This window comes from Microbacterium excoecariae (assembly GCF_011326725.1).
Lineage (GTDB): Bacteria > Actinomycetota > Actinomycetes > Actinomycetales > Microbacteriaceae > Microbacterium > Microbacterium excoecariae.
Window position 1 is genome coordinate 297,923 of the sequence record NZ_JAANCO010000001.1, and the last position, 22,864, is coordinate 320,786.

Annotated in this window: 21 protein-coding genes; 9 read left to right on the forward strand and 12 right to left on the reverse strand. The window is 72.9% G+C overall.

Translation table 11 applies throughout. The features are described 5' to 3' along the window. Nucleotides 1-46: 46 nt before the first annotated feature. The gene (locus tag G8E01_RS01250; protein ID WP_166314768.1) at nucleotides 47-1,333 is read left to right on the forward strand and encodes a glutamyl-tRNA reductase; all 1,287 of its coding nucleotides are present in this window, start codon (nucleotides 47-49) and stop codon (nucleotides 1,331-1,333) included. Nucleotides 1,334-1,365: 32 nt separating this feature from the next. Then, a complete protein-coding gene (gene mobA / locus G8E01_RS01255; protein WP_166314771.1) occupies nucleotides 1,366-1,941 on the forward strand; it encodes a molybdenum cofactor guanylyltransferase in 576 nt (191 codons plus the stop codon). A 41-nt stretch (nucleotides 1,942-1,982) separates the two neighbouring features. On the opposite strand, the gene G8E01_RS01260 is transcribed toward mobA, so the two are convergent. Both G8E01_RS01260 and G8E01_RS01265 read right to left on the reverse strand, forming a co-directional pair. Further along, complete coding sequence (locus G8E01_RS01260) at nucleotides 1,983-2,366, reverse strand: type II toxin-antitoxin system VapC family toxin (protein ID WP_166314774.1); 384 nt, start codon at nucleotides 2,364-2,366, stop codon at nucleotides 1,983-1,985. Next, complete coding sequence (locus tag G8E01_RS01265; RefSeq protein WP_166314777.1) at nucleotides 2,363-2,587, reverse strand: FitA-like ribbon-helix-helix domain-containing protein; 225 nt, start codon at nucleotides 2,585-2,587, stop codon at nucleotides 2,363-2,365. The genes G8E01_RS01260 and G8E01_RS01265 overlap by 4 nt, the downstream gene beginning before the upstream one ends. 95 nt (nucleotides 2,588-2,682) lie before the next feature. Here G8E01_RS01265 and G8E01_RS01270 point away from each other — a divergent pair, with 95 nt between their 5' ends. Next, on the forward strand, nucleotides 2,683-3,258 hold the full coding sequence (locus G8E01_RS01270; protein ID WP_166314780.1) for an HhH-GPD-type base excision DNA repair protein: 576 nt from the start codon (nucleotides 2,683-2,685) through the stop codon (nucleotides 3,256-3,258). A gap of 78 nt (nucleotides 3,259-3,336) precedes the next feature. On the opposite strand, the gene G8E01_RS01275 is transcribed toward G8E01_RS01270, so the two are convergent. The 6 genes from G8E01_RS01275 to G8E01_RS01300 form a co-directional block, all read right to left on the reverse strand. Next, a complete protein-coding gene (locus G8E01_RS01275; RefSeq protein WP_166314783.1) occupies nucleotides 3,337-4,722 on the reverse strand; it encodes a glycine--tRNA ligase in 1,386 nt (461 codons plus the stop codon). A gap of 68 nt (nucleotides 4,723-4,790) precedes the next feature. After that, nucleotides 4,791-5,528, reverse strand: coding sequence for a YdeI/OmpD-associated family protein (locus tag G8E01_RS01280; protein ID WP_166314786.1), 738 nt, complete (start codon nucleotides 5,526-5,528; stop codon nucleotides 4,791-4,793). A gap of 47 nt (nucleotides 5,529-5,575) precedes the next feature. Beyond that, complete coding sequence (locus G8E01_RS01285; RefSeq protein WP_166314789.1) at nucleotides 5,576-5,977, reverse strand: hypothetical protein; 402 nt, start codon at nucleotides 5,975-5,977, stop codon at nucleotides 5,576-5,578. Nucleotides 5,978-6,066: 89 nt separating this feature from the next. Further along, the gene (locus tag G8E01_RS01290; protein ID WP_166314792.1) at nucleotides 6,067-7,440 is read right to left on the reverse strand and encodes an LLM class flavin-dependent oxidoreductase; all 1,374 of its coding nucleotides are present in this window, start codon (nucleotides 7,438-7,440) and stop codon (nucleotides 6,067-6,069) included. 20 nt (nucleotides 7,441-7,460) lie between these two features. Further along, nucleotides 7,461-8,786, reverse strand: a complete 1,326-nt coding sequence (locus G8E01_RS01295; protein WP_166314795.1) for an MFS transporter — start codon at nucleotides 8,784-8,786, stop codon at nucleotides 7,461-7,463. Then, the gene (locus G8E01_RS01300; RefSeq protein ID WP_166314811.1) at nucleotides 8,783-10,069 is read right to left on the reverse strand and encodes an acyl-CoA dehydrogenase family protein; all 1,287 of its coding nucleotides are present in this window, start codon (nucleotides 10,067-10,069) and stop codon (nucleotides 8,783-8,785) included. Before G8E01_RS01300 ends, G8E01_RS01295 begins: the two co-directional genes overlap by 4 nt. 195 nt (nucleotides 10,070-10,264) lie before the next feature. Here G8E01_RS01300 and G8E01_RS01305 point away from each other — a divergent pair, with 195 nt between their 5' ends. Further along, nucleotides 10,265-11,692 carry an MFS transporter gene (locus tag G8E01_RS01305; protein WP_338100712.1) on the forward strand — a complete coding sequence of 476 codons (1,428 nt, stop codon included), beginning with the start codon at nucleotides 10,265-10,267 and terminating at the stop codon, nucleotides 11,690-11,692. 4 nt (nucleotides 11,693-11,696) lie between these two features. Here the strand turns inward: G8E01_RS01305 and G8E01_RS01310 are convergent, their stop codons facing one another. Continuing rightward, a complete protein-coding gene (locus G8E01_RS01310) occupies nucleotides 11,697-12,377 on the reverse strand; it encodes a GNAT family N-acetyltransferase (RefSeq protein WP_166314814.1) in 681 nt (226 codons plus the stop codon). Nucleotides 12,378-12,472: 95 nt separating this feature from the next. Here G8E01_RS01310 and G8E01_RS01315 point away from each other — a divergent pair, with 95 nt between their 5' ends. Further along, the gene (locus tag G8E01_RS01315; RefSeq protein ID WP_166314817.1) at nucleotides 12,473-13,105 is read left to right on the forward strand and encodes a Pr6Pr family membrane protein; all 633 of its coding nucleotides are present in this window, start codon (nucleotides 12,473-12,475) and stop codon (nucleotides 13,103-13,105) included. A 114-nt stretch (nucleotides 13,106-13,219) separates the two neighbouring features. Continuing rightward, the gene (locus G8E01_RS01320) at nucleotides 13,220-13,507 is read left to right on the forward strand and encodes a WXG100 family type VII secretion target (RefSeq protein WP_166314820.1); all 288 of its coding nucleotides are present in this window, start codon (nucleotides 13,220-13,222) and stop codon (nucleotides 13,505-13,507) included. A 68-nt stretch (nucleotides 13,508-13,575) separates the two neighbouring features. On the opposite strand, the gene G8E01_RS12905 is transcribed toward G8E01_RS01320, so the two are convergent. Genes G8E01_RS12905 through G8E01_RS01335 form a run of 3 tightly spaced genes read right to left on the reverse strand, consistent with a single transcriptional unit; the run spans nucleotide 13,576 to nucleotide 16,188 of the window. Next, nucleotides 13,576-15,003: a flavin monoamine oxidase family protein gene (locus G8E01_RS12905; protein WP_166314822.1), complete on the reverse strand. Its 1,428-nt coding sequence runs from the start codon at nucleotides 15,001-15,003 to the stop codon at nucleotides 13,576-13,578. Nucleotides 15,004-15,043: 40 nt separating this feature from the next. Beyond that, nucleotides 15,044-15,796: a M56 family metallopeptidase gene (locus G8E01_RS01330; protein WP_166314825.1), complete on the reverse strand. Its 753-nt coding sequence runs from the start codon at nucleotides 15,794-15,796 to the stop codon at nucleotides 15,044-15,046. A gap of 32 nt (nucleotides 15,797-15,828) precedes the next feature. After that, nucleotides 15,829-16,188 (reverse strand): BlaI/MecI/CopY family transcriptional regulator, encoded by a 360-nt coding sequence (locus G8E01_RS01335; RefSeq protein ID WP_166314827.1) that lies wholly within the window; start codon nucleotides 16,186-16,188, stop codon nucleotides 15,829-15,831. 276 nt (nucleotides 16,189-16,464) lie between these two features. On the opposite strand from G8E01_RS01335, the gene G8E01_RS01340 reads away from it, so the two are divergent. From G8E01_RS01340 to cydC, 3 genes are all read left to right on the forward strand, one after another. Continuing rightward, complete coding sequence (locus tag G8E01_RS01340) at nucleotides 16,465-18,048, forward strand: cytochrome ubiquinol oxidase subunit I (protein WP_166314829.1); 1,584 nt, start codon at nucleotides 16,465-16,467, stop codon at nucleotides 18,046-18,048. Nucleotides 18,049-18,072: 24 nt separating this feature from the next. Next, nucleotides 18,073-19,110 (forward strand): cytochrome d ubiquinol oxidase subunit II, encoded by a 1,038-nt coding sequence (gene cydB / locus G8E01_RS01345; protein WP_166314831.1) that lies wholly within the window; start codon nucleotides 18,073-18,075, stop codon nucleotides 19,108-19,110. Between the two features lie 109 nt (nucleotides 19,111-19,219). Beyond that, nucleotides 19,220-22,864: a thiol reductant ABC exporter subunit CydC gene (cydC, locus tag G8E01_RS01350; RefSeq protein WP_166314833.1), complete on the forward strand. Its 3,645-nt coding sequence runs from the start codon at nucleotides 19,220-19,222 to the stop codon at nucleotides 22,862-22,864.

Genomic DNA, 22,864 nt, shown 5'->3' on the forward strand with positions numbered 1-22,864 from the left:
TGGAATCATTCAGATCTGGTTTCGACAACCTGTAGAATGACGGATTGTGCTTCTGTGTGTGTCCGCGAGTCATCAGACCGCCCCGTTCGAGCTCCTCGAACGGCTGAGCGCGCACACCGAGTCGATCGCCCCCCTCATCCCCTCGGAGACCGACGGGATCGTGGGCGCCGTCGTGCTCTCGACCTGCAACCGCGTCGAGGCGTATGTCGACATCGACCGCGCGACACCGGACGCCGGCATCGACGCGGCCCAGCGCGCGATCGAGCAGGCCACGGGCGTCTCGGTCGACGAGCTCGGCGGATCCTGCGAGGTCTCGGTCGGCGGCCGCGTCGCCGAGCACCTGTTCGCCGTCGCCTCCGGCCTCGAGTCGGTCGTGGTCGGCGAGGGCGAGATCGGCGGCCAGGTGCGCCGCGCGCTCGCCGAGGCCCGCGAGCTCGGCACCACCTCCCGCGACCTCGAGCGCCTATTCCAGCGCGCCACCGAGACCCAGAAAAGCGTCAAGAACGCGACGGCCCTCGGCCGCGCCGGCCGCTCGCTCGTGCGCCTCGCGCTCGACCTCGCCGACAGCCGCATCGCCGACTGGTCGGCGCTCACGGTCCTGCTCGTCGGGACGGGCGCGTACGCCGCCGCGACGCTCGCCGCCCTGCGCGACCGCGGCGCGGGCGAGGTGCTCACCTACTCGCCGTCCGGCCGCGAGCAGTTCGCGCTCAAGCACGGTCTGGAGCGCGTCGACGCCGCGTCCTACGCACGCACCGCGGCGAGCGTCGACATGATCATCACCTGCACCTCGCAGGAGGAGCCCGTGCTCGACGCGGGCGTCCTCGCCGCGGGGGGTTTCGCGGGGCGTGCCTTCGTCATCGACCTCGGTCTGCCGCGCAACGTCGCCCCCGACGTCGCCGACGTGGAGGGCATCACGCTCCTCGACCTCGAGACGATCCGCCTGCACGCGCCGCTCGAGGAGCTGCAGGCGACCGACGCGGCGCGCGAGATCGTGCGCGACGCGGCCGCCAGGTTCGCCCAGGCAGGGCGCCAGGAGTCGGCGCAGCCGGCCGTCGTGGCGCTGCGCACGCACGCGTTCTCGCTCCTCGAGCGCGAGCTCGAGCGGGGCCGCAACCACGAGCACGCCGAGGCGATCGAGCAGGCGCTGCGCCACTTCACCGGCATGCTCCTGCACACGCCCACCGTGCGCGCGCAGGAGGCCGCGGTCGACGGCCGCGCCGACGATGTCTTCCAGGCGCTCGAGACGCTGTTCGGCGTCGACGCCCGGCCCGCGGCGAGCGCGCGGACGCCGCCCGCGGAGTGCCCGGCCAGCGCCGACTACCGCGCGAGCTGATCCCACCGCCGCCCGCGGATAGGGTGGCGCGCATGGGCATCGCCGCGATCATCCTGGCTGGCGGGCGATCCGCGCGCCTCGGCGGGGTGCACAAGCCGGCGCTCGAGGTCGGCGGCGCGTCGATCCTCGACCGCGTCGCGGGCGCCGCCCGGCGCGCGGCGCCGGGCGCGGCGATCGTCATCGCGGGGAGCGCCGAGGGGCTCCGCGACCTGGCGTCAACGACCGTGGTCCGCGAGGATCCGCCCTTCGGCGGGCCGTTCGCGGGCGTCGCGGCCGCGCTACCGGCCGTCGGCCCGGACGCCCACGCCGTCCTCCTGCTCGGCGGCGACATGCCCCGGCTGACCCCCGGGCTCCTCACCACGCTCCTCGCCGCGGCGGGCGAGCGGCCCGCCGTCGCCCGCGACGCCGCGAGCCGGCTGCAGCCGCTGTGCTCCGCGTGGCCCGCGACCGTGTTGCGCGCGCGGATCCGCGCCGCGGGCCCGCCCGCGAACCTCCCGCTCCGCGCCCTGCTGGAGGGGGTGGATCCCGTCGCCGTCGACGCGCCCGCCGGCGCCCTCGACGACGTGGACACCCCGGGCGACCTCGCCCGCGCGCGCCGCGACGCGTAAGGCGCTTCCCGGGAGCGGCTACCGATCTGACCGCGCGAGGATCACGGCAGCAGCGCGCAATCCGGGGCGGATGCTGCGAGGCGCGCATCGAGGGTGAGCAAGGAGCACTGCGCGGCGCGGGCGAGCACGACGTACATGGCGCCAGACGCGCTGACATTGTGCCGGAGGTCGTAAACGGCGGGCAGCATGGACATCATCGGCACCTGCTCGACGCCGAGCGATTCGAACTCGCGAAACGCGCGCAGCGCCTGCTCATCGGTGATCTGACGGCTGAGCGACCAGCCGCGGATGACGGAGGCGACTTCTGCCGTGAGGTGCTGCGGCGCCCACAGCTCGTGCTCGTCGAGCAGCGCAGCCGCCCGTTGCCCCGCCGAGGTTCCGAGCAGGATCTCGGCGACCGCCGACGCATCGACGACGAGCGTCATCGACCGGGACGCTGCTCGTCGAGCACCTGCGCTGCCGGCTCGAGCGTGACGACGCCGCGGCTCGCGATCCGTTCCAGCAGTTCGGCCCGGCTCGGACGCGTCGCCAGACGATCGAGCTCGCGCAGCAGATAGTCGCTCAGGGAGCGCCCCTCGAGCGCGGCCTTCGCCTTGAGCGCACGGCTCGTCTCGTCCGAGACGTTGCGGACCTGGATCGTCGTCATGCAATCATCATACGAGGCATGCATTTTGCATGTATCGTCCATCCCGCGATGTGACGGTCGCTCCGTGGTGTGCGCGCCGGTGCAAGACTGGTGCCATGGCCCTCCACATCACCGGCGACGCCGACGCCGACGCGCTGCTCTCGAACGACCCGCTCGCGCTCCTCATTGGGATGCTGCTGGACCAGCAGGTCGCGATGGAGACCGCCTTCGCGGGGCCCGAGAAGATCCGGCAGCGCACGGGATCCGTGAGCGCGAGCGCGATCGCCGACTACGACCCCGAGGCGTTCGTCGACGCGTTTCGGCAGACGCCCGCCGTGCACCGCTACCCTGGCTCGATGGCGGAGCGCGTGCAGAAGCTCTGCCGCGAGGTAGCGGACGCCTGGGGCGGCGACGCGGCGGCCATCTGGACCGCGGGCGAGCCGAGCGGATCCGAGGTGCTCGCGCGGCTGAAGCGTCTGCCCGGCTTCGGCGAGCAGAAGGCGAAGATCTTCCTCGCCCTGCTCGGCAAGCAGGTCGGCTTCGCGGGCGCGGGGTGGCGCGAGGCCGCCGCGCCCTACGGCGAGGACGGATCCTTCCTCTCCGTGGCCGACATCACGAGCCCGGAGTCGCTCGCGCGGGTGCGCGAGAACAAGAAGGCGATGAAGGCCGCCGCGAAGGCGCGGAAGGCCTGACTCCTCCCGTGCCTCGGCGGGAGACCGCAGGGACGACGAGGGGCCCCGACGACGCGTCGGGGCCCCTCGTCGTGTGCGTCAGGCGCCGCGGAGGCGCTCGGCCAGGTAGCCGTAGAGGTTATCGAGCGAGACGCGCTCCTGGCCCATCGTGTCGCGGTCGCGCACCGTCACGGCGTCGTCCTCGAGGCTGTCGAAGTCAACCGTGACGCACAGCGGCGTGCCGATCTCGTCCTGGCGGCGGTAGCGGCGCCCGATCGCGCCGGCATCGTCGAAGTCGACGTTCCAGGATCCGCGCAGGTCGTCGGCGACCTTTCGCGCGAGCGGCGAGAGCTTCTCGTTGCGGCTGAGCGGCAGCACGGCGACCTTCGTCGGCGCGAGGCGCGGGTCGAGCTTCAGGACGGTGCGGGTGTCGGTGCCGCCCTTCGCGTTCGGCACCTCCTCCTCCGTGTACGCGTCGACGAGGAACGCCATCATCGAGCGGGTCAGGCCGAAGGACGGCTCGATCACGTAGGGCACGTACTTCTCGCCCGAGGCCTGGTCGAAGAAGTGCAGGTTCGCGCCCGACTTCTCGATGTGGTTCGTCAGGTCGAAGTCGGTGCGGTTGGCAATGCCCATGAGCTCGCCCCAGCCCTTGCCGGCGAAGCCGAAGTTGTACTCGACGTCAATCGTGCGGTCGGAGTAGTGCGCGCGCTCGCCGTCCGGAACGTCGAAGCGGCGCATGTTCTCGGGGTCAACGCCGAGGTCGACGAACCAGTTCCAGCAGGCCTCGACCCAGCTGTCGAACCACGCCGGTGCCTCGTCGGGAGCGACGAAGAACTCGATCTCCATCTGCTCGAACTCGCGCGTGCGGAAGATGAAGTTTCCGGGCGTGATCTCGTTGCGGAACGCCTTGCCCACCTGGCCGATGCCGAACGGCGGCTTCTTGCGCGCGGCCGTGACGACGTTGGCGAAGTTCACGAAGATGCCCTGCGCCGTCTCGGGGCGCAGGTAGTGCAGGCCCGATTCGTCGTCGACGACGCCGAGGTAGGTCTTCACGAGGCCCGAGAACGACTTAGGCTCGGTCCACTTGCCGCGGGTGCCGCAGTCGGGGCAGACGATGTCGGCCATCCCGCCCTCGGGCTCGCGGCCCTTCTTCGCGACGAACGCCTCGATGAGGTGGTCCTCGCGGTGGCGCTTGTGGCACTGCAGGCACTCGACGAGCGGATCCGTGAAGGTCGCCACGTGGCCCGACGCCTCCCACACCTTGCTCGGCAGGATGATGGAGCTGTCGAGGCCCACCATGTCGCCGCGGCCGCGGACGAAGGTCTGCCACCACTGGCGGCGGATGTTCTCCTTCAGCTCCGTGCCGAGGGGGCCGTAGTCCCACGCCGACCGCGACCCGCCGTAGATCTCACCCGCTTGGAACACGAACCCGCGGTGGCGGGCGAGGGCGATGACTTTGTCGAGGCGAGACTGCTCGGCCACGGTGGCTCCAATGGTCGTTTCGGGGATGTGCGGGCGCGTCCGAGAGCCGGCACGCCGATGCCCCAATCCTAGCCGTGGGGACGGCGCCCGGTTCCAGGCCCCCGGTCAGCCGGCCGCGCGGTATCCGGCGCCCGCGTGATCGTCCGCGAGGTGCGGGCCGCGGCAGCGGCGCGGGCAAGCCAGGCCGGCGTCTTGCCGGGGCGCTGGGGCGGCACGAGCCGTCCGGCGGCGCTGTCGTCGGCGAGCTGGCGCGCGCGGCGCTCTCGGGTCGCCTCCTGCTTCGCCGACATGATCCAGTGCCGCACGGCCTTGCAATATCCGGGCGTTGCCTCCGCGAGGAAAGCTAGCGCGGCCGGGGATGCATCGAGGATGGCCTGCAGCCCGGGCGTGAGCTCGGCCTCCGGGTTCTCGTGCGAGTAGGTGCCGGATCGCGCCTCGCTGCGTCGTTCGTACGCGGCGATGCCCGCGGGATGCATGCGCCCCTGCTCGAGCAGGCGCTCGACGTGGGCGATGTTGACCTTCGACCACGTGCTGCGCGCCGACCGCGGCGTCCATCGTTGGCGGCGCGCGTCGTCGTCGATCGGTTGCGAGACCGAGTCGATCCACCCGAAGCACAGCGCCTCGATGACCGCCTCGCCCCAGGTAAGGCCGCGATCGGGCACGTGGGCGAGCCGTAGCCCCATCCACAGCTCGGATGCCGAATCGTGGTGGCGCTCCAGCCACGCGCGGAACTCGGCCGCGTCGCGGAAGAAGACCGCCGGCCGCTCTGCCGTGCCGCCCGGAGTGCCCGGTTCGTCGTCGTCCATGTCACGAGGATCGCATCGACCCCCGACACACGAACCGCTATCGAATGTCAGCGCCAGGGCTGCGCGGCGTCGCCCTCCGTGAGCTCCCGCAACTCGGGCGGCGGAGGCCACGGCAGATCGATGAGCTCGTATGGCACGCCGATCGCGCCGAAGTCGTCGGTCTTCACGACGACGCGGCCGGGCGATCCGCCGGGCTCGTCCGGACGAAATTCGACGATGCGCACGCGGATCGCACGACCGTCGCGCTCAAGGATCCACGGCTCGGCCATCCACGACAGGCTCGCGTGCTCGAGCGCGTCCTCCGCGACATCCCACTCGACCGGGTCGGTCGCTGGCCGCGCGAACAGCGTCACGGCCTGCCACGCGTCGCCGGAGGGGCGGATCCACCCCACGAGCTCGCGGTCGCTCGCGCGCCGGTGCGCGATCCAGTCGTCGCCAATCGTCACCATTCGGCCAAGTTAGGGCGCGTGCCGCACCACGGCAAGCGTCAATCCGCAATGTCGCACGCGCCGATGGCATCGCGATGACACGCTGCGCCTCAGCCCGCGAAGCGGTGGCGTGCGCCCGCGTGATCGTCCGCGAGGTGCGGGCCGCGACCGCCGATCCGCTCCCGCAGCGTCAGCCCCTCGCCGTCGTCGTCGAGGAGTCCCCGGCGACGCAGCTCGGGCGAGACGAGGCGCGCGAAGCGCTCGAGGTCGGCGGGGCGCACGGCGGCACACACGTTGAAGCCGTCGACGCCGGCCTCCCGGACCCACCGCTCGAGCTCGTCCGCGACCGTCTCGGGGGATCCGACGATCACGGGCCCACGGCCCCCGATCGACACGAACTCCGCGAGTTCGCGCACCGTCCACGTGCGGCCGCTCGCGAGGGTCGTGAACGAGGCGAGAGCCGAGCGGCTCGCCTCCGTCACGATGTCTTCGACCGTGTCGTCAGGATGCGCGCCCGAGAAGTCGACGCCCGTCCACCCGCTGAACAGCGTCAGCGCGGCCTCGGTGTCGACGTACGAGCGGTACTCCGTCAGGCGCGCGTGGGCCGCTTCGTCGGTCTCGTCGACGATGACGGTCGCGAGCGAGAAGATCTTCACGGCGTCGCGAGCGCGGCCGGACTCCTCAAGCCCGTCGCGCACCCCGTCGACCCACCGCCGCACGAGCTGCGGCGTGCCGCCCGAGAAGAAGATCGCCTCTGCGTGATCCACAGCGAACTGCTGGCCGCGCTTCGACGCCCCCGCCTGGAACAGGAAGGGTGTGCGCTGCGGCCCGGGCGCCGCGAGCGCCTGGCCCGGCACGCGGAACCACTGGCCGTCGTGACCGATCTCGCGCACGCGCGACGGATCCACCAACACGTTCGCCTCGCGATCCGCCACGACGGCTCCGGGGGCGAAGGAACCCTCGAACAGCTCGTACATGACGTCCATGTACTCGTCGGCGCGGTCGTAGCGCTCCGCGTGCGGGACCTGCGCGTCGCGCCCCAGGATGTTGCGCGCCGCCGAGTCCTGGTAGCTCGTGACGATGTTCCACGCGACACGGCCGTTCGTGAAGTGATCCAGCGTCGTGAGCGTGCGGGCGAGCAGGTACGGGTGCTCGTACGTGACCGACGCCGTGACGCCGAAGCCCAACCGCTCGGTGACGGCGGCCATCGCGGGCACCGCGACGAGCGGATCCAGCAGCGGGAACTGCACGCCGTGGCGCGCCGCCGCGTCGCCGTTCCCGCCGTACACGTCGTAGACCCCGACGATGTCGGCGAGGAAAAGCGAGGCGAACCCGCCGTCGTCGAGCGTGCGCGCGAGTTCTGTCCAGTACTCGAGCTTCTGGAACTCGTTCGCGCGCGACTCGGGGTGACGCCAGAGCCCCGGCGACTGGTGCACGGGGGTGATCATGTCGAAGGCGTTCAGCAGGATGCGGGGGCTCGTCATGGCGGGGTCCTTCGTCAGTCTCAGGCGCGGCGCGCGGCGCGCAGGGCGGATCCGCGCGGATCCTTCGCGAGCAGGGTGGCGGTCAGCGACAGGGCGCTGATGGCGGTGAGGTAGGCGCAGATGAGCCAGGGCGTGTCCCCGCCCCACGCGAACAGCAGCGCCGCGACGAGCGGCATGATGCCGCCGCCGATGACGGACCCGAGCTGGTAGCCGAGGGTCACGCCCGAATAGCGCACCTCGACGGGGAACTGCTCCGCGAACCAGGCGGCCTGGGGGCCGTACACGGCGTCGTGGGCGACGTTCATCCCGAAGATGACGACGAGGGGCAAGAGCGCGAGCGATCCGTACGTGAGCACCGCGAAGAACACCCACCCGAAGACGGCGATCGCGAGGAACCCGAAGGCCGTGGGCGGCTTGCGCCCGACGCGGTCCGAGACCCACCCCCACGCGGGCCCCGTGAGGAGGCCCACAGCCGAGGCGATCATGACGGCCGTCACGCCCGCCTCGCTGTCGCCGCGCGTGGCCTGGAGATAGCTCAGCATGTACACCGTGATGAGGAAGTAGACGCTGTTCTGCGCGACCCGCTGGGCGATCGTCACGAGGAGCGGGCGCCAGTGGTGCACGAAGATCTCGCGCACCGGTTGCGCCGCCGTGCGGCCCGCGGCCTTGAGCTCGCGGAACTCTTGCCCGTCGACGACCCCGAGGCGCACCCAGAGGCCGAGCGCGACGAGGAGGGCCGAGGCGAGGAACGGGATCCGCCAGCCGTACGCGAGGAACTGCTCGTTCGTCGTCAGCGCCTGCACGATCACGAAGGCGCCCGTGGCGAGGAGCATGCCGGCGGCCGACCCCACCTGGGTGAACGAGCCGAACAGCCCGCGGCGCGCGTCCGGCGCGTGCTCGACGGACAACAGGGCGGATCCGCCCCACTCGGCGCCCGCCGCGAAGCCCTGCACGAGCCGGAGCGCCACGAGCGCGGCCGGCGCGAGCCCGCCGATCGCGGCGTACGTCGGCAGGAGGCCGATGAGCGTCGAGGCGACGCCCATGAGCACGAGCGAGGCGACGAGCAGCGCCTTGCGCCCCACCCGATCGCCGAGGTGGCCCGCGACGATGCCGCCGACGGGGCGCGCGAGGAAGCCGACGGCGAGCGACGCGAACGAGGCGACGGTGCTCGCGAACGCGCTATCGGTCGGGAAGAACTGCGCGTTGAAGACGAGCGCGGCCGCCGTGCCGTAGAGGTAGAAGTCGTACCACTCGACGGTCGTCCCGGCGAAGGCCGAGACGAGCACGCGGCGGCGCATGCGCGCCGTCCCCGCGGGGGCGGAGGGACCGGGGGCCGTGAGCGTCATCGGTTCTCCTTCGCGGCGCGGGCGTCGCCGATCGCGTTGAGGCCCTCGGGCAGCACGCCGTTGATCCAGTAGTCGCCGATCGCGCGCGCCCGGAACGCGATGGGGTTGTGGGTCGCGACCGTCTGCGCGTTGCGCCAGTGGCGGTCGAGGCCCTTGGACACGGAGGTCGCGGAGGCGCCGACCGTGAGGAACAGGTCCTGGGCGGCGCCGAGCGCCAGCTCGGGCACGGAGACCTGCGCGTGCTCGACCGCGATCTCGGACGCGTGCACCTCGCGCGGCGTCTCCTCGGCCGAGTCCGGCCGACCCGCGGCGAGCGCGGCGGCCACGCCCTCGTCCAGCACCCGCGCGGTCTGGGCGACGATCGCCTCCGCGCTGTATGCCTTCGCGGCGATCCGCCCGACGGCCTCCTGGATGAGCGGATCCTCCCGGAACGGCATCCCGAGCCCCGTGTTGAAGGTGCGCGCCCGGCCCGCCACGAGCGCGGCCGCGTCGCGGCGCGCGGCGCGGGCGATGCCGGCGAGGACCGCGAGAAGGATGAGCTGGAAGTAGGCGGCCTCGTGGGTCGCGTCCGCCGAGCGCGGCACGCGATCCAGCAGGCCGTCCTCCTCGACCGCGACGCCCGAGAACACCGTCGTCCCCGTGCCGGTGAGCTTCTGCCCGAACCCATCCCAGTCGTCCCGGATCTCCACCCCGTCCGCGTCGGTCGCGACGACGGCGAACCGCCGCCCATCGCCGCCGTCGACGGCGGCGGACACGCGGGTGTAGTCGGCGAAGATCGTGCCGGTGGAGTAGAACTTCGTTCCCGTGAGCCGCGGCCCGTCGGGTCCGTCCGTGACGACGGTCTGGAGCGTGCCCAGGCGGTTCCCACCCTTCTCGGTCGACGCGTTGCCCACCGTCGCGCCGGCGAGGATCCGCTCGTACCACCGCGTCCGCACCCGCTCGGGCTGGAAGATTAGGGAGTCAACGAACCCCAGGTGCGAGCGGTACTGGTGCGCGACGTTCGAGTCGGCCTCCGCCAGGTCAACGAGCAGCCGCGTGGTCGTCTCGATGCTCGCGCCCGGGCCGCCGTACGACGTCGGCACGCGCAGCGTTCCCCACCCGGCCTCGTCGAGCGCGCGGATCTCGTCGAACGGCAGGCGCCGCTCGCGCTCGCGTTCGAGGGCGCCCTCGGCGATCCGCTCGAAGATCGGCCCGAAGTGCGCGCGGAGCGACGGGTAGTCGCTCGGCAGCGCGGGGCGGCGGGCGGGAGCCGGGGCGGCCGCGGCCGGCAGTGACGTCGTCATCGTGGTCCTTCCTCGCGAGGCGCGGATCCGCCCATCCTGGCGCGCGGCCGCGGCCGGTCGCCGCCCGCACCGCAACGCTCCGCAATGCTCCGCAACGGGGCGTCATGCGCCGTCGCGGGGCGTCACACGCCCTGGTGCGGTCGCGGGAACGGGTGTACCGGCCCCCGACGCACAGCAGACCGATAGCATCGAGCGGTGAGCGACGATTCCGGAGACAGACCCACCCACGCCCCCCGCTCACCCGGATGGGCGATCGTCGCCGCCCTCGCGTTCGCCGGCCTCAGCTCGGCGTTCATGTTCACGCTCGTCGTGCCGCTGCAGTCCGAGCTGCCGCACCTGCTCGACGCCTCCCGCGAGGACACCACGTGGGTCGTGACCATCACGCTGCTCGTGGCGGCGGTCGCGACGCCGATCTCCGGGCGCCTCGGCGACATGTACGGCAAGCGCCGCGTGATCCTTTACCTCCTCGTCGCGCTCATGGTCGGATCCCTCGTCGCGGCGCTCTCGCAGGACATCGTGGGCGTCATCGTCGGGCGCGGCCTGCAGGGCATCACGACCGGCGTCATCCCCCTCGGCATCGCGATCATGCGCGACGTGCTGCCGCCCGCGCGGCTCGGCACCGCGGTCGCGTTCATGAGCGCCACGATGGGCGTGGGCGGCGCCGTCGGCATGCCCGCCGCGGCATACATCGCGGAGAACTACGACTGGCACGCGCTCTTCTGGGCGTCGCTGGCGCTCGGGGTCGTGGGCTTCGTCGCGATCCGCCTGATCGTTCCGGAGGACACGCTGCTGTCCCCCGGCCGCCTCGACGTCCTGGGCGCGCTCGGGCTCGCGGTGGGACTCGCGGGCCTGCTCCTCTTCGTCTCGCGCGGCGCGGACTGGGGGTGGGGATCCCCGCTCGCGCTCGGATCCGTCACGATCGGCGTCGTCGCCCTCATCGCGTGGGGGGCCTATCAGCTGCGCACGCGCGAGCCGCTCGTCGACCTGCGCGTCGCCGCCCGGCCCGCGGTCCTCCTGACCAACCTCGCGGCGATCGGCATGGGATTCGCCCTGTTCGGATCCAACGTGTCCTTCCCGCAGCTGCTGGAGCTGCCGGAGGCGACGGGCATCGGGTTCGGGCTGACGATGATGGAGGCGGCCCTGTGCATCATGCCGTCGGGCCTCATCATGATGGTGCTCTCGCCCCTGTCGGGCCAGCTCGAGCGCGCGTTCGGGCCGCGGCCGCTGTTCACGATCGGCTGCGCGTTCATCGTCGTGGCGTACGTCTTCGTGCTCGTGCTCTCGAGCGAGGTCTGGCACATCGTCGTGGCGAACTGCATCATCGGCGTCGGGATCGCGTTCAGCTTCGCGGCCATGCCGATGATCATCATGCGCGCGGTCCCCGCCGACGAGACCGGCGTGTCCAACGGCCTGAACGCGCTGTTCCGCTCGGTCGGCACGTCAAGCGCGTCGGCCGTGATGGGCGGGGTGCTCGCCGCCATGAGCGTCGAGGTCGACGGCGTCGGCATGCCCACCGCCGAGGCGTTCCAGACGTGCTTCTGGATCGCGATCGCGGCCGCCATCGTCGCGACGGCGCTGACGCTGTTCATCCCGCGCGCGGCGTCGGACGCCGCGCGCGCCTGAGGGGTCAGGCCTCGACGAACAGGTAGCCGCGCTCCGCGTCGAAGCCCGCGATCGCGAGGCCGCGGCCCGTGAGGACGGCCATGTCGCGGCGCAGCCGCATGCGCCACTCGTGCGCCTCGGCCGGCGACTCCTCGCGCATGCGCTCGACGTCGACGGGGATGGCGACCGTCGCAACGACGGCGGACGCCTCGGGCGCCTTCGCGACCTCGGCGAGCGACCACTTCACGTCCAGCCGGTCGCTCTCGTCGCCCGCGTCGCCGCCGCCGAAGATGCCGTACTGGTTCACGGCGTACCCCGTCACGCGCGCGCCCAGCACGGTGAGGAAGAAGTGCGCGTTGCGCGCCACGAGCGGGTCGAAGGTCCAGGTCACGTGGCCGACGCCGTGCGCGAGCGCCCACTGGCGCTGGTGCTCCTTGAGCTCGCGGCCCCAGCCGCGCCCCCGGAACTCCGGCAGGAGCGCCGTGATGTGCGAGTGCATCGATCGCGAGGCGGGCTCCCCGAAAAAGGCGACCGACGCGCCCACCATGCGGCCCTCGTCGAACAGGCCCACGGCGTAGTTGCCGGCCTGCTGCAGCGCGCGCAGGGTCCCGGCGTCCACGACGCGCTCGGGACCGCGGATCGCGTCGAGCACCCCCTGCGCCTCGAGGATGAGTTCGACAGTGTCCAGGTCGCGGATCTCACGCATGTTCCCCAGCGTATGCCCCCGGGGGCGCGCGCCGCCCGCGCGCCCCGCCCCCTCCCCTTTCGTAGACTCGGGCCACGGCGGGAGGAGGCCGATCGGTGACGAGTCGCACGTGGTTCGCGTACGCGCGCCTCGCCGCCGCCGCGCTGTGCGGCGCGGCGCTCGTCCACCGACTCTTCTGGGGACTCGGCTCGCAGACCATCGCAGGCCAGAACTTTTTCGCGTACCTGACGATCCAGTCGAACGTCGCGTTCCTGGCCCTCGCGGCGACGGGCGGGGTCATCGCGCTCCGACGCGAGACGGATCCGGGCTGGCTCACGGACCTGCGCACGACGGTCCTCAGCTGGACGATCACGGCGGGGCTCGTCTTCGGCCTGCTCGTGTGGCAGGCCGGCGCGCGCGGGATCCCCATGACGGTGCCCTGGTCGGATCACGTGCTCCACTTCGTCCTGCCCGCGCTCTCCCTGATCGCGTGGATCCTCGGCCCGGGCGGGGGCGTGGCGCACTGGCGCCTCATCGCGTACGTGCTCGCCTTCCCGGTCGTGTGGGGGATCTTCACGCTCTGGCGCGGAGCGCAGATCGGCTGGTACCCGTACTACTTCCTCGACCTGCGCCAGGTCAGCGGCATCGGGGAGTTCCTCGCGACGTGCGCGTTCGCGCTCGGGGTGTTCGCGGGCGTCGCGAGCGGGCTGATCGCGCTCAGCCGGTGGCGCCGGGGCGCCGGATCCTGACCCCCGCACGCATGGGGACTTCTCCCCATCGCGACCGCGCGCGTCTGGCCTTAGCGTGTGTGGTGGGCGGTCCGGCCGGGCCGACGACACACGAGAAGGTGGGGGTGGATACCGATGAGCGATTTCGGTGCAACCTATGACGAGATGGAGTCGACGGCCACGAAGCTGGACGACGGCAAGGAGTCGATCGACTCGCTGCTGGACGAGCTGCAGGGCCACGTCGACGACCTCGTCGAGGACGGGTTCAAGACGGAGAAGGCGTCGGGCAAGTTCCGCGACGGCTACGAGGACCTCACGAACGGCATGAAGGAGGCCGCGGACGGCGTGACCGACATGGCCACGGCGCTGCGCGACATGGCGCAGGCGATCCGCGACCTCGACGACCAGCTCGCCGGCGGCTGAACCGCCGCACGCGAGAACCGCGAGAGGGGAGCCGGGCACGCGCCCGGCTCCCCTCTCGCGTCGGGGTCCTAGGCCCCGACGAACGGCGCGAGCGACTCGGCCGCGAGCGTGAGGAGCTCGTCGTCGCCGAGGTCCGCGACCGCCCGCGCGGCGGGCCCGCCGACAATGCCGACGAGGATCGGCTCGCCCGTCGCGGGCATCAGGTTGACCCACGAGCGAATCGTCGTGTCCGGAGACGCCTCGACCCCCGGCGTCGGGGACGGCGTGGGAGACGCGCTCTCCTCCGGGGTGAGCGGCCCCACGACATGCCAGAGGCCCGCCTCCGTCTCCCAGAACGGCTCGTCGAAGCGGAGCCAGACGACCTCGATCGCGCCCATCTCGAGCGCGGAGATGGCGCCGCGATGGGCGAACGGCAGGGGCGGATCGAAGGCGATCGCGTCGGTCTGCAGCACCCCGATCGGCACTGTCACGACGACGCGGTCAAAGGTCAGGGCCTCCCCCGTCGCCAGGCGCAGGCTCACCCCCGTGTCGTCGTAGATGACGCCGGACACGGGCGTCGAGTAGGTGACCGTGAGCCCGTCCAGCGGATCCGCGACGACCGCCGACACGTCCGCCGTCGCGGCCTCGAACTCGCCTCCCGGGAGCTCGGGCGCGAACCACGTCGACGCCGTCGCAGGGTCGATGCCCGTGAGCGCCGAGAGCCACGCGAGGTAGGCGCCCAGCGCGTCCGAGCCCGGCACGCCGGTGTCCGCGATGGCGTCGGCGAGCGCGACGTCGGCCGGCGCGTCCGACGCCTCCGCGATGGCCTCCGCGACGACCGTGCCATCGGAGAACGTCTCCTCGCCCCGGGCGCCGCGGGCCGCGGACTCCGCGACGGTCGCGAACGTCGCGCCGCCGAGGGCCATCTCCGTCGTCACCCCCGCGTCCTCGGCGCCGAACAACCAGGCGCCGCGCTGCGGCGGCACGGGCCAGTCCTCGTCCGCGGCCGTGGAAAGCCGCCCGCCCGCGGCGCGGCGCGCCTCGATCACCGTGACGTCGTAGCCAGCGTCGGCGAGGGTGCGCGCGGCGGTCGCGCCGGCGATCCCCGCCCCGATGACCGCGACGCGCTCGTCGGTCGTCGCGAGCGCGCTCAGATCGATCGCGACGCGTTCGCCCGAGGCCCGCGCGCCGGCCACGGTGCCCGGGCGGTCCGGATCCGTCGCGTCGCCCGCGAAGAACACCCGCTCCGCGACCGGCTCCGCGAGCGTGCGGAGGTCGGCGTCGGTCGCCCCGACGGGGCGCGTGACGCGCGAGCCCCGGGCGAACGGATCGGTCGCCCACTGCGACCGCACGAACGCGGCGGCCGCCGGCACCTCGCCGACGGGCGTCGGCGTCGCGCTCGGCGTGGCGCTTACGGAGGGATCCGGATCCGTCGTGCGCGGCGTGCAGGACGCGAGCAGCACGGCGAGGGCGCCCGCCCCGGCGCCCCGCAGCAGCGTGCGGCGCGTGAACCTCATGCGCGCCAGACTACCCGCGACGCGGCCGGGCCCTGGCGCCTCAGCCCGCGAGGCGCCGGAACCGGTCGGCCGCGCGGTTGCGGCGACTCGACGCGCCCTCGCCGTGCACGCGCCCGACCGCGAGAATCGCGCGCGCCAGCACCTCGTCCGGCTGCGTCTTGCGCGCCTGGTCGTCGGCGAGCATCTCCACGAGCGCCTCGACCTCGCTCTCGGCGCGCGCGGCCATGGGGAACCAGGGCAGCGCGCCCCGCCAGGCCTGGAACGACACGCGCAACACCTCGTGGCGCTGTTCGACGTGGGCCCGCTCGTGGGCGACGACGGCGGCGAGCTCGTCGTCGTCGAGCGCCTCGAAGAGGCCCCGGGAGAGCACGGTGACGGATCCGACGCCCCGCGGCAGGCAGTAGGCGACCGGCGCCTGATCGTCGAGAACGAGCGTGCGTTTGCGGTCGGGGTCGGGCTGGCTCAGAAGCAGGAGCAGCTGCAGGTGGCGGCGGCGCTGCCGCTCGAACACGATCACGGTGACGACGAGGTGCCCCACGAGGTACGCGGCGAGCGCCGCGGCGGGGATCCCCGCGATCCACGGGTGGCGCGGGAAGAAGGCGGTGCCGATGAGCCACAGCGCGCCGACCATGCTGAGGCCCCCGGCGAGCGCGATCGCCTGCCAGAGCAGGAGGGCGCGCACGGGGGCGCGCGCCGGCCAGGCGGCGCGCGACAGCACGATCGGCGCGGGCCACGCGAGGATCACGGCGACGACCGTGAGCGCGAGGCCCGCCGCGAGCGCGCCGAACGACATAGATCCAGCCTAGGCGCGCGCCGGACGCGTGGTTACGAGGCGCGGGCCAGGAGGTCGCGCAGGTAGGCCGCCTCCTCGGCGGACACGCCGCCGACGAAGCGCGCGAGGACGGCCGTGCGGTCGCCGGCGTCGCCGAGGACCTCGTGCATGAGCTCGGCCTGGTGCTCGGCGCGCGAGCCGACGGCGCGGTAGCGGTGCGGGCGCACCGACTTGTCGGGGGCGACGAAGCCCTTCTTCTCCAGGCGCGAGAGCACCGTGAGGACCGTGGTCGCGGCCATGTCGCGGCCGCGATCAGCCTCGATCGCGTCCTTGATGTCGTACGCGGTGAGCGCCTCGTCGGCGTCCCACAGCACGTCCATGACGCCGCGCTCCAGGTCTCCCAGTGTGCCCACGGCACCCCCCTCTGAGTCGTCGGGCCCGCGTCCCGCCATCCGCAAAAGCGGGCGTCAGCGGTCCTTTCCGCGGATCTCGCGCGGCGCGTATGCGCGGGCAAGACCCCTGGTGCGGGCGATGAAGTCTCCCTATTCTACCGCTCGTCGAGAAAAATCTACGACGCGTCGAAAAACTTCTACACTCTGTCGAAATTGCTTCTACACTCTGTAGAAGCGGTCAGTCCCATCGCCGCCCCATCGCCGGAGATCCGGCCCCCGACACACGAAGGAGCCCGCGTGGACGTTCTCGATATCGCCCGCTGGCAGTTCGGCATCACCACCGTCTACCACTTCCTGATGGTCCCCCTCACGCTGGGGCTCGGCATGAGCGTCGCGATCCTGCAGAGCGCGTGGGTCCGCACAGGGAACGAGAAGTTCCTGCGCGCCACCAAGTTCTGGGGAAAGCTCTACCTGATCAACTTCATCCTCGGTGTGGCCACCGGCCTCGTCCAGGAGTTCCAGTTCGGCATGGCCTGGAGCGAGTACTCGCGGTTCGTCGGCGACGTGTTCGGCGCCCCGCTCGCGCTCGAGGGCCTGCTCGCCTTCTTCGCCGAGTCGACCTTCCTCGGCGTCTGGATCTTCGGATGGGGCCGGCTGCGCAAGGGGATCCACCTCATGGCGCTCTGGCTGGCGGTGACCGGATCCTGGGTGTCCGCGTACTTCATCATCGTCGCGAACTCGTGGATGCAGCACCCCGTGGGCGTCGAGCTCGGCGACGACGGCCGGCCCGTCATGACGGACATCTGGGCCGTGCTGACCAACAACACCGCAATCGCCGCCTTCACGCACACGATCTTCGGCGCGCTCGTCGTCGCCGGCATGTTCCTGCTCGGCATCTCCTGGTACCACCTGTGGCGCCGCCGCCACGACGGCATCGACACGGTCGACGAGGCGGGCCGCGTCGTCGTCGGCGAGGGCGCCGCCCCCGGCCGCGATCGGACGGACCACGGCGTCTGGATCTGGTCGCTGCGCTTCGGTGCGGTCGTCGCAATCTTCGGCTTCCTCGGCACGGTCGTCACGGGCGATGTACAGGGCAAGCTCATGTACGAGCAGCAGCCGATGAAGATGGCCGCCGCCGAGGCCGCGTGCCACACGGGCGGATCCTTCTCGGTCCTCTCGCTCGGCGACCCCGGCGGGGACTGCGACGACGTCATCACGCTCATCGAGGTGCCCGGCGTCCTCGGATTCCTCGGCACGGGCGAGTGGGGCGCGGACATGCCGGGCATCACCGACCTCGAGCCCGAGTACGTCGACCAGTACGGCGCGACGATCCCCGATGAGGAGATCTACGGCGAGCGCGCCGGCAGCGAGGTCGACTACGTGCCCGTCATGTGGATCACGTACTGGGGCTTCCGCCTCATGATCGGCCTCGGCGGCATCGTCGCGGGCGCCGCGGTCATCGCCCTGTGGCTCACGCGCCGCGGCACCGTGCCGCGCTCGCCCTGGATCATGCGCCTCGCGATCCTCGGCATCGTCGCGCCGTTCGCCGCGAACATCGCGGGCTGGATCTTCACCGAGATGGGGCGCCAGCCGTTCGTCGTCGCGCCGAACCCGGATCCGTCCGGCATCGACGGGGTCTTCATGTTCACGGCGGCCGCCGTCTCCCCCGGAGTCACGGTGGGCGAGCTGCTCTTCTCCGTGATCTCACTCACGGCCGTCTACGGGGTGCTCCTCGTCGTCGAGCTCTTCCTGCTCGTGCGATACGTCCGCGGCGGCGTCGCGGCCGCGATGCCCGAGCTCACCCCCCACGAGGATCCGGACGATCCCGGATCCGGATCCCACCCCCGCCCCGGCGGCGACGTGCTCGCCTTCGCGTACTGACCCGGCTGACAAGGAGACATGCTCATGGACGTTCTTCCCGTCGTCTGGTTCGTCGCCATCGCGGTGCTCTGGGTCGGCTTCCTCGTGCTCGAGGGCTTCGATCTCGGCGTCGGCATGCACCTGCTCTTCTCCACGAAGGACGAGCGGGAGCGCCGCACGATGCTCAACACGATCGGCCCCGTGTGGGACGGAAACGAGGTCTGGCTCATCACGGCGGGCGCCGCGATCTTCGCGGCGTTCCCCCTCTGGTACGCCGCGCTGTTCTCGGCGCTCTACGTGCCGCTGACGATCACCCTCATCGCGCTGATTCTGCGCGCCGTGTCGATCGAGTACCGGGGCAAGGTGCACACCGAGAAGTGGGCGCGGTTCTGGACCTGGACCCTCGGGCTCGGATCCCTCGTCACGGCGTTCTGCATCGGCGCGGCCCTCGCGATCACCTCGACGGGCCTGCCGATCGACGCGAACGGCGATCGCGTGGGGCACCCGTTCGTGTGGCTCACGATCCCGGCCATCCTCGGCGGGCTCGGCGTCGTGGGCTTCGCGCTCGTGCACGGATCCACGTTCCTCGCGCTCAAGACCGAGGGCGCGATCCGAGAGCGGGCCGCACGCTTCAGCGGCACCTGGGCGCCGTTCCTGCTCCTTCCGGCCGCGGGATGGGCGCTCTGGGTGCAGTTCCTCCACGGCGGCACGATCTTCTCGTGGGCCCTCGTGGTCCTCGCCGTCGCGGGCGCCGCGTTCGGGTGGGTCTCCGCCCGCGCGCGCCGCGAGAAGCGAGCCTTCGCCGGCTACAGCGCGTTCATCGTCGCGGGCGCGGGCTCCATCTTCGCGGGCATGTTCCCCTACGTCCTGCCGTCGACGCTCGACGAGGCGTTCGGGCTCACCGCGTTCACCGCGTCGAGCGGCGACTACACGCTCACCGTCATGACGGTCGTCGCGGGCATCGGGCTGCCGATCATCATCGGCTACCAGGCCTGGTCGTACTGGGTGTTCCGCCAGCGCCTCACCCCGGGAATGATCCCCGAGGCGCACATCGTGCTCCCCGCGATCCTGCGCGCGAAGTAGCCCCGGGGGCGGGCGCGGGCGGATCCACAGGACCGCGCCCGCGCCCGCGGCGCATATCGGCACGGCGTGAGTGCGTCGTCCAGACCCATCCGGTAGGCATGGAAGCACTATGAGCATCGACCCCTGGCGTATCGAGGCCGCCCGCCCGAAGGAGCCGGCCCGTCGGCCGGACCTCGGGCCCCTCGGGAAGATCACCCTCTTCGCCCTCGGGGTGCTCGCCGCCCTCAAGGCCGTCGGCCTGGTCCTCGTGGCCGGCGCCGTCGCGGCGGGCGTCGTGGGCGTGCAGGCCGGATCCTTCGACGTGAGGCAGGTGCTCTGGCTCGGGTGCGGGGGCGCGATCCTCCGCGCGGTGGCCGGGTGGGGCACCCGCGTCCTCGCCCAGCGCGCCGCGATCGACCTCAAGCGGACGATGCGCGGCCAGCTCTGGTGGCGCATCGCGCACGGCGACGCCGAGGGCGCCGCCGCAGCCGAGGCCGCGGGCGGCGAGCGGCCCACCGCGCCGGCGCGCATCTCGACGAGCCGCGAGGGCGAAGGATCCGTCGCCGTCCTGGCCACGGACGGGCTGGACGACCTCGATGAGTACTGCACCTCGAGCCTGCCCGCGACGGTCCAGGCGGCCGTCGTGCCGCTCGTCGTCGGGGCATGGATCCTCGGCGCCGACTGGGTGAGCGCTCTCGTGATCGTCCTGACGATCCCCCTCGTGCCCCTGTTCATGGTGCTCATCGGCCGGCACACGCAAGCGCGCACGGACGAGGCGCTCGGCGCGCTCACGACGCTCGCGAACCACATGACCGAGCTCGCGCGGGGCCTGCCCGTGCTCGTGGGGCTCGGGCGCGTCGACGAGCAGTCCCGCGCGCTCGAGGGGATCCAGCGCTCCTATCGACAGCGCACGCAGGAGACGCTCCGCTGGGCGTTCCTCTCCGCGCTCGCGCTCGAGCTCATCGCGACGATCTCCGTCGCGATCGTCGCCGTGTTCCTCGGCCTGCGCCTGCTGAACGGCACGGTCGGCCTCGAGGCGGCGCTCGTCGCGCTCATCCTGGCCCCCGAGTGCTTCGCCGCCGTGCGCGAGCTGGGCACGGCGTTCCACGCGTCGCAGAACGGGCTGTCGGCCCTCGCCCGCGTGCGGGAGATCCTGGGCGGCGCCCGCCGGTCGGACGTGCGCGGCTCCGAGCTGCCCGTCGTGGCCGACATCACGCAGCCGATCGACCTGCCGCTGACGAAGGACCTCCCGGAGCGCTTCGAGGCGCCGAAGGACTTCCCGACGCTCGAGGAGATCGCGGCCGGCACGGCGTGGGCCGACGAGCCCGCGCCGGCCGAGGAGCAGGATCCGCCCCCCATCGTCGTGCGCGACCTCACGGTGCACTACGCGGGGCGCGCGGAGCCGACGCTGTTCGGCTTCAGCGCCGAGATCGGCGAGATCACGGCGATCACGGGCCCGTCCGGCGCGGGCAAGTCGACGCTCCTGGGCGCCCTGACGGGCACCCTCCCCGCCGACGCCGAGTCGTCGGGCTGGGTCGTGGGCATCGACACGGAGCGCGTCGCGTGGGCGCCGCAGGCGCCGCACGCGTTCACCGCGACGCCGTGGGACGAGCTCGCGCTGTTCGGCGCGACCAACCCCGAGGCGTCGCTGCGCGAGCTGGGCCTCGCCCGCGTGGCCGACAGCTCGATCGCCGAGCTGAGCCCCGGCGAACTCCGCCGGCTCGCCGTCGCTCGCGCCCTCGCGCGGGTCGACCAGGGCGCGAGCGTGCTCGTACTCGACGAGCCGACGGCGCACCTCGACGCCGCGAGCGCCGACCGCGTCCGCGCCGCGATTCGGCGGCGCGCCGGCGAGGCGACCATCGTGCTGGCGACCCACGAGCCCGAGACGCTGGCCCTCGCCACGCGGCGCCTCGCGGTCGACGCGGCACGCGGCAGGCGCGAGGCGGCGCCAGCCGCGGCGCCCACCGCGCGCGGCGGATCCGTTACCGCGGCCCCCGCGGACGAGGAGCCGGCGAGCGGGACCGCCGAGCCGCCGACCACGACCGTCGGCATCCCCGTCATCACCGACCAGATCCGCCTCGTCGAACCCGCCCCCGAGAAGCTCCCCGCGCTGCGGGGCCCGCGCCACCGCGTGTTGCACGGGTCCGCGGCCCCGTCGCCCTGGCGCGCCCTCGGGCGCATCCTGCGGCCCGCGCGCGGGCGCTGGGCGCTGGGGATCCTCCTGGCCTTCGCCACGATCGCGATGGGCCTGTCGCTCACGGCCGTCTCGGGCTGGCTCATCGTGCGGGCCAGCGTCGAGGAGTACATCATGTACCTGCTCGTCGCGATCGTCGGCGTGCGGTTCTTCGGGATCGGGCGGGCCGTCTCGCGCTACGCGGAACGGCTCGTGACGCACGACGCCGCGTTCCGCGCGACCGACGCGCTCCGGCTGCGCCTGTGGCGGTCGATCGCCGCGCGCGGGGCGGGCTCGCGACGCCTCCTCGAGGGCGGATCCCCGCTCGACTACCTCGTGACGCTCTCCGACGACCTGCGAGACCAGCTGCCCCGCACGCTCCCGCCGCTCGCCGCCGGGGTCCTGGCCATCGCGGGCATCGCCGTCACGACGGGGTTCGTCGCCCCGCACCTCGCCCTCCTCGTCGCCGTGACCCTCGTGGTCGCGGCCGGGCTCGGCGTCGCGGCGGCGCTCGTCGCCGCGCGCGGCGCGAGCCGGGCCCGCGTGAGGGAGCGCTCGGCGCTCGTGCGCGGCACGGCCGCGCTCGCGAGCGCCGCGGACGACCTGCGCGCGAACGGGATCGCGGGGAGCGCCGTGGCGCGCCTCGAGGTGGCGGGGGCACGCCTGGCCGCGGCCGAGCGCCGGACCGCCTGGTCGGCGGGCCTCGGCAGCGCGGTCGTCGTCCTCGCCGCATCCGCCCTCGCCGTCGTCGTCCCCGCCGTCTCGGTCGGCGCTCCAGCCGAGCTCGTGTGCGTCGTGGCGCTGCTCGCGCTCGCGGCCGTCGAGCCGCTGGAGGGTTTGGTCGCCGCCGCGCACCGGCTGCCGACCCTGCGCGAGGTCGTGCGGCGCCTCAGCCCGCTGATGTCCGCCCCGACCCCCGTCTCGAGCGGCACGGCCGAGGCGCCGCAGCCGGTGCGGGAGGTGGCGCTCGCGGGGGTGGCCGCGCAGTACCCGGGGCAGGCGGATCCGGTCTTCCGCGGCGTCACGGGGACGGCGCGTGCCGGCGCGTGGCTCGTCGTGTCGGGGCGATCGGGCACGGGCAAGTCGACGCTGCTGTCGGTCGTCATGGGCGCGCTGCCCGCGACCGAGGGCGCCGTGACGGCCGACGGGGTTCCCCTCACCAACCTGTCGCTCGCCTCCTGGCGGCGACGCATCGCGTGGTGCCCGCAGGACGCGTACGTGTTCGACTCCTCGATCCGCGCCAACCTCCTCCTCGCCCGCGCGCGCGACGACGCACCGAGCGACGCGGACATGGCCGACGCGCTCCGCCGCGCGGGCCTTCAACGCCTGCTCGAGGCGCTCCCGGGCGGGCTCGACGCGGGCGTGGGGGCGGGCGGATCCGCCCTGTCCGGCGGCGAGCGCCAGCGGCTCGCCGTGGCGCGCGCGCTGCTCACGCGCGCGGACGTCATCCTCCTCGACGAGCCGACCGCGCACCTCGACGCGCCGACCGCGGCCGACATGATGGCCGACGTGCAGCGCGCGACCGCCGATCGTGTCGTGCTCCTCGTCAGCCACCGCGCGGACGACGTCGCCCTCGCGGGCGCCGAGCGCATCGAGCTGTGA

Bases quoted from the DNA above. Each gene is read 5' to 3' on its own strand.
- G8E01_RS01265 (WP_166314777.1), bottom strand. From the start codon at position 2,587: ATGACGACGATCCAGGTCCGCAACGTCTCGGACGAGACGAGCCGTGCG.
- cydB (WP_166314831.1), top strand. From the start codon at position 18,073: ATGGACGTTCTTCCCGTCGTCTGGTTCGTCGCCATCGCGGTGCTCTGG.
- G8E01_RS01270 (WP_166314780.1), top strand. From the start codon at position 2,683: ATGGCCCTCCACATCACCGGCGACGCCGACGCCGACGCGCTGCTCTCG.
- G8E01_RS01285 (WP_166314789.1), bottom strand. From the start codon at position 5,977: ATGGTGACGATTGGCGACGACTGGATCGCGCACCGGCGCGCGAGCGAC.
- G8E01_RS01300 (WP_166314811.1), bottom strand. From the start codon at position 10,069: ATGACGACGTCACTGCCGGCCGCGGCCGCCCCGGCTCCCGCCCGCCGC.
- G8E01_RS01330 (WP_166314825.1), bottom strand. From the start codon at position 15,796: ATGTCGTTCGGCGCGCTCGCGGCGGGCCTCGCGCTCACGGTCGTCGCC.
- G8E01_RS01310 (WP_166314814.1), bottom strand. From the start codon at position 12,377: ATGCGTGAGATCCGCGACCTGGACACTGTCGAACTCATCCTCGAGGCG.
- G8E01_RS12905 (WP_166314822.1), bottom strand. From the start codon at position 15,003: ATGAGGTTCACGCGCCGCACGCTGCTGCGGGGCGCCGGGGCGGGCGCC.
- G8E01_RS01280 (WP_166314786.1), bottom strand. From the start codon at position 5,528: ATGGACGACGACGAACCGGGCACTCCGGGCGGCACGGCAGAGCGGCCG.
- G8E01_RS01290 (WP_166314792.1), bottom strand. From the start codon at position 7,440: ATGACGAGCCCCCGCATCCTGCTGAACGCCTTCGACATGATCACCCCC.
- G8E01_RS01260 (WP_166314774.1), bottom strand. From the start codon at position 2,366: ATGACGCTCGTCGTCGATGCGTCGGCGGTCGCCGAGATCCTGCTCGGA.
- G8E01_RS01320 (WP_166314820.1), top strand. From the start codon at position 13,220: ATGAGCGATTTCGGTGCAACCTATGACGAGATGGAGTCGACGGCCACG.
- G8E01_RS01295 (WP_166314795.1), bottom strand. From the start codon at position 8,786: ATGACGCTCACGGCCCCCGGTCCCTCCGCCCCCGCGGGGACGGCGCGC.
- mobA (WP_166314771.1), top strand. From the start codon at position 1,366: ATGGGCATCGCCGCGATCATCCTGGCTGGCGGGCGATCCGCGCGCCTC.
- cydC (WP_166314833.1), top strand. From the start codon at position 19,220: ATGAGCATCGACCCCTGGCGTATCGAGGCCGCCCGCCCGAAGGAGCCG.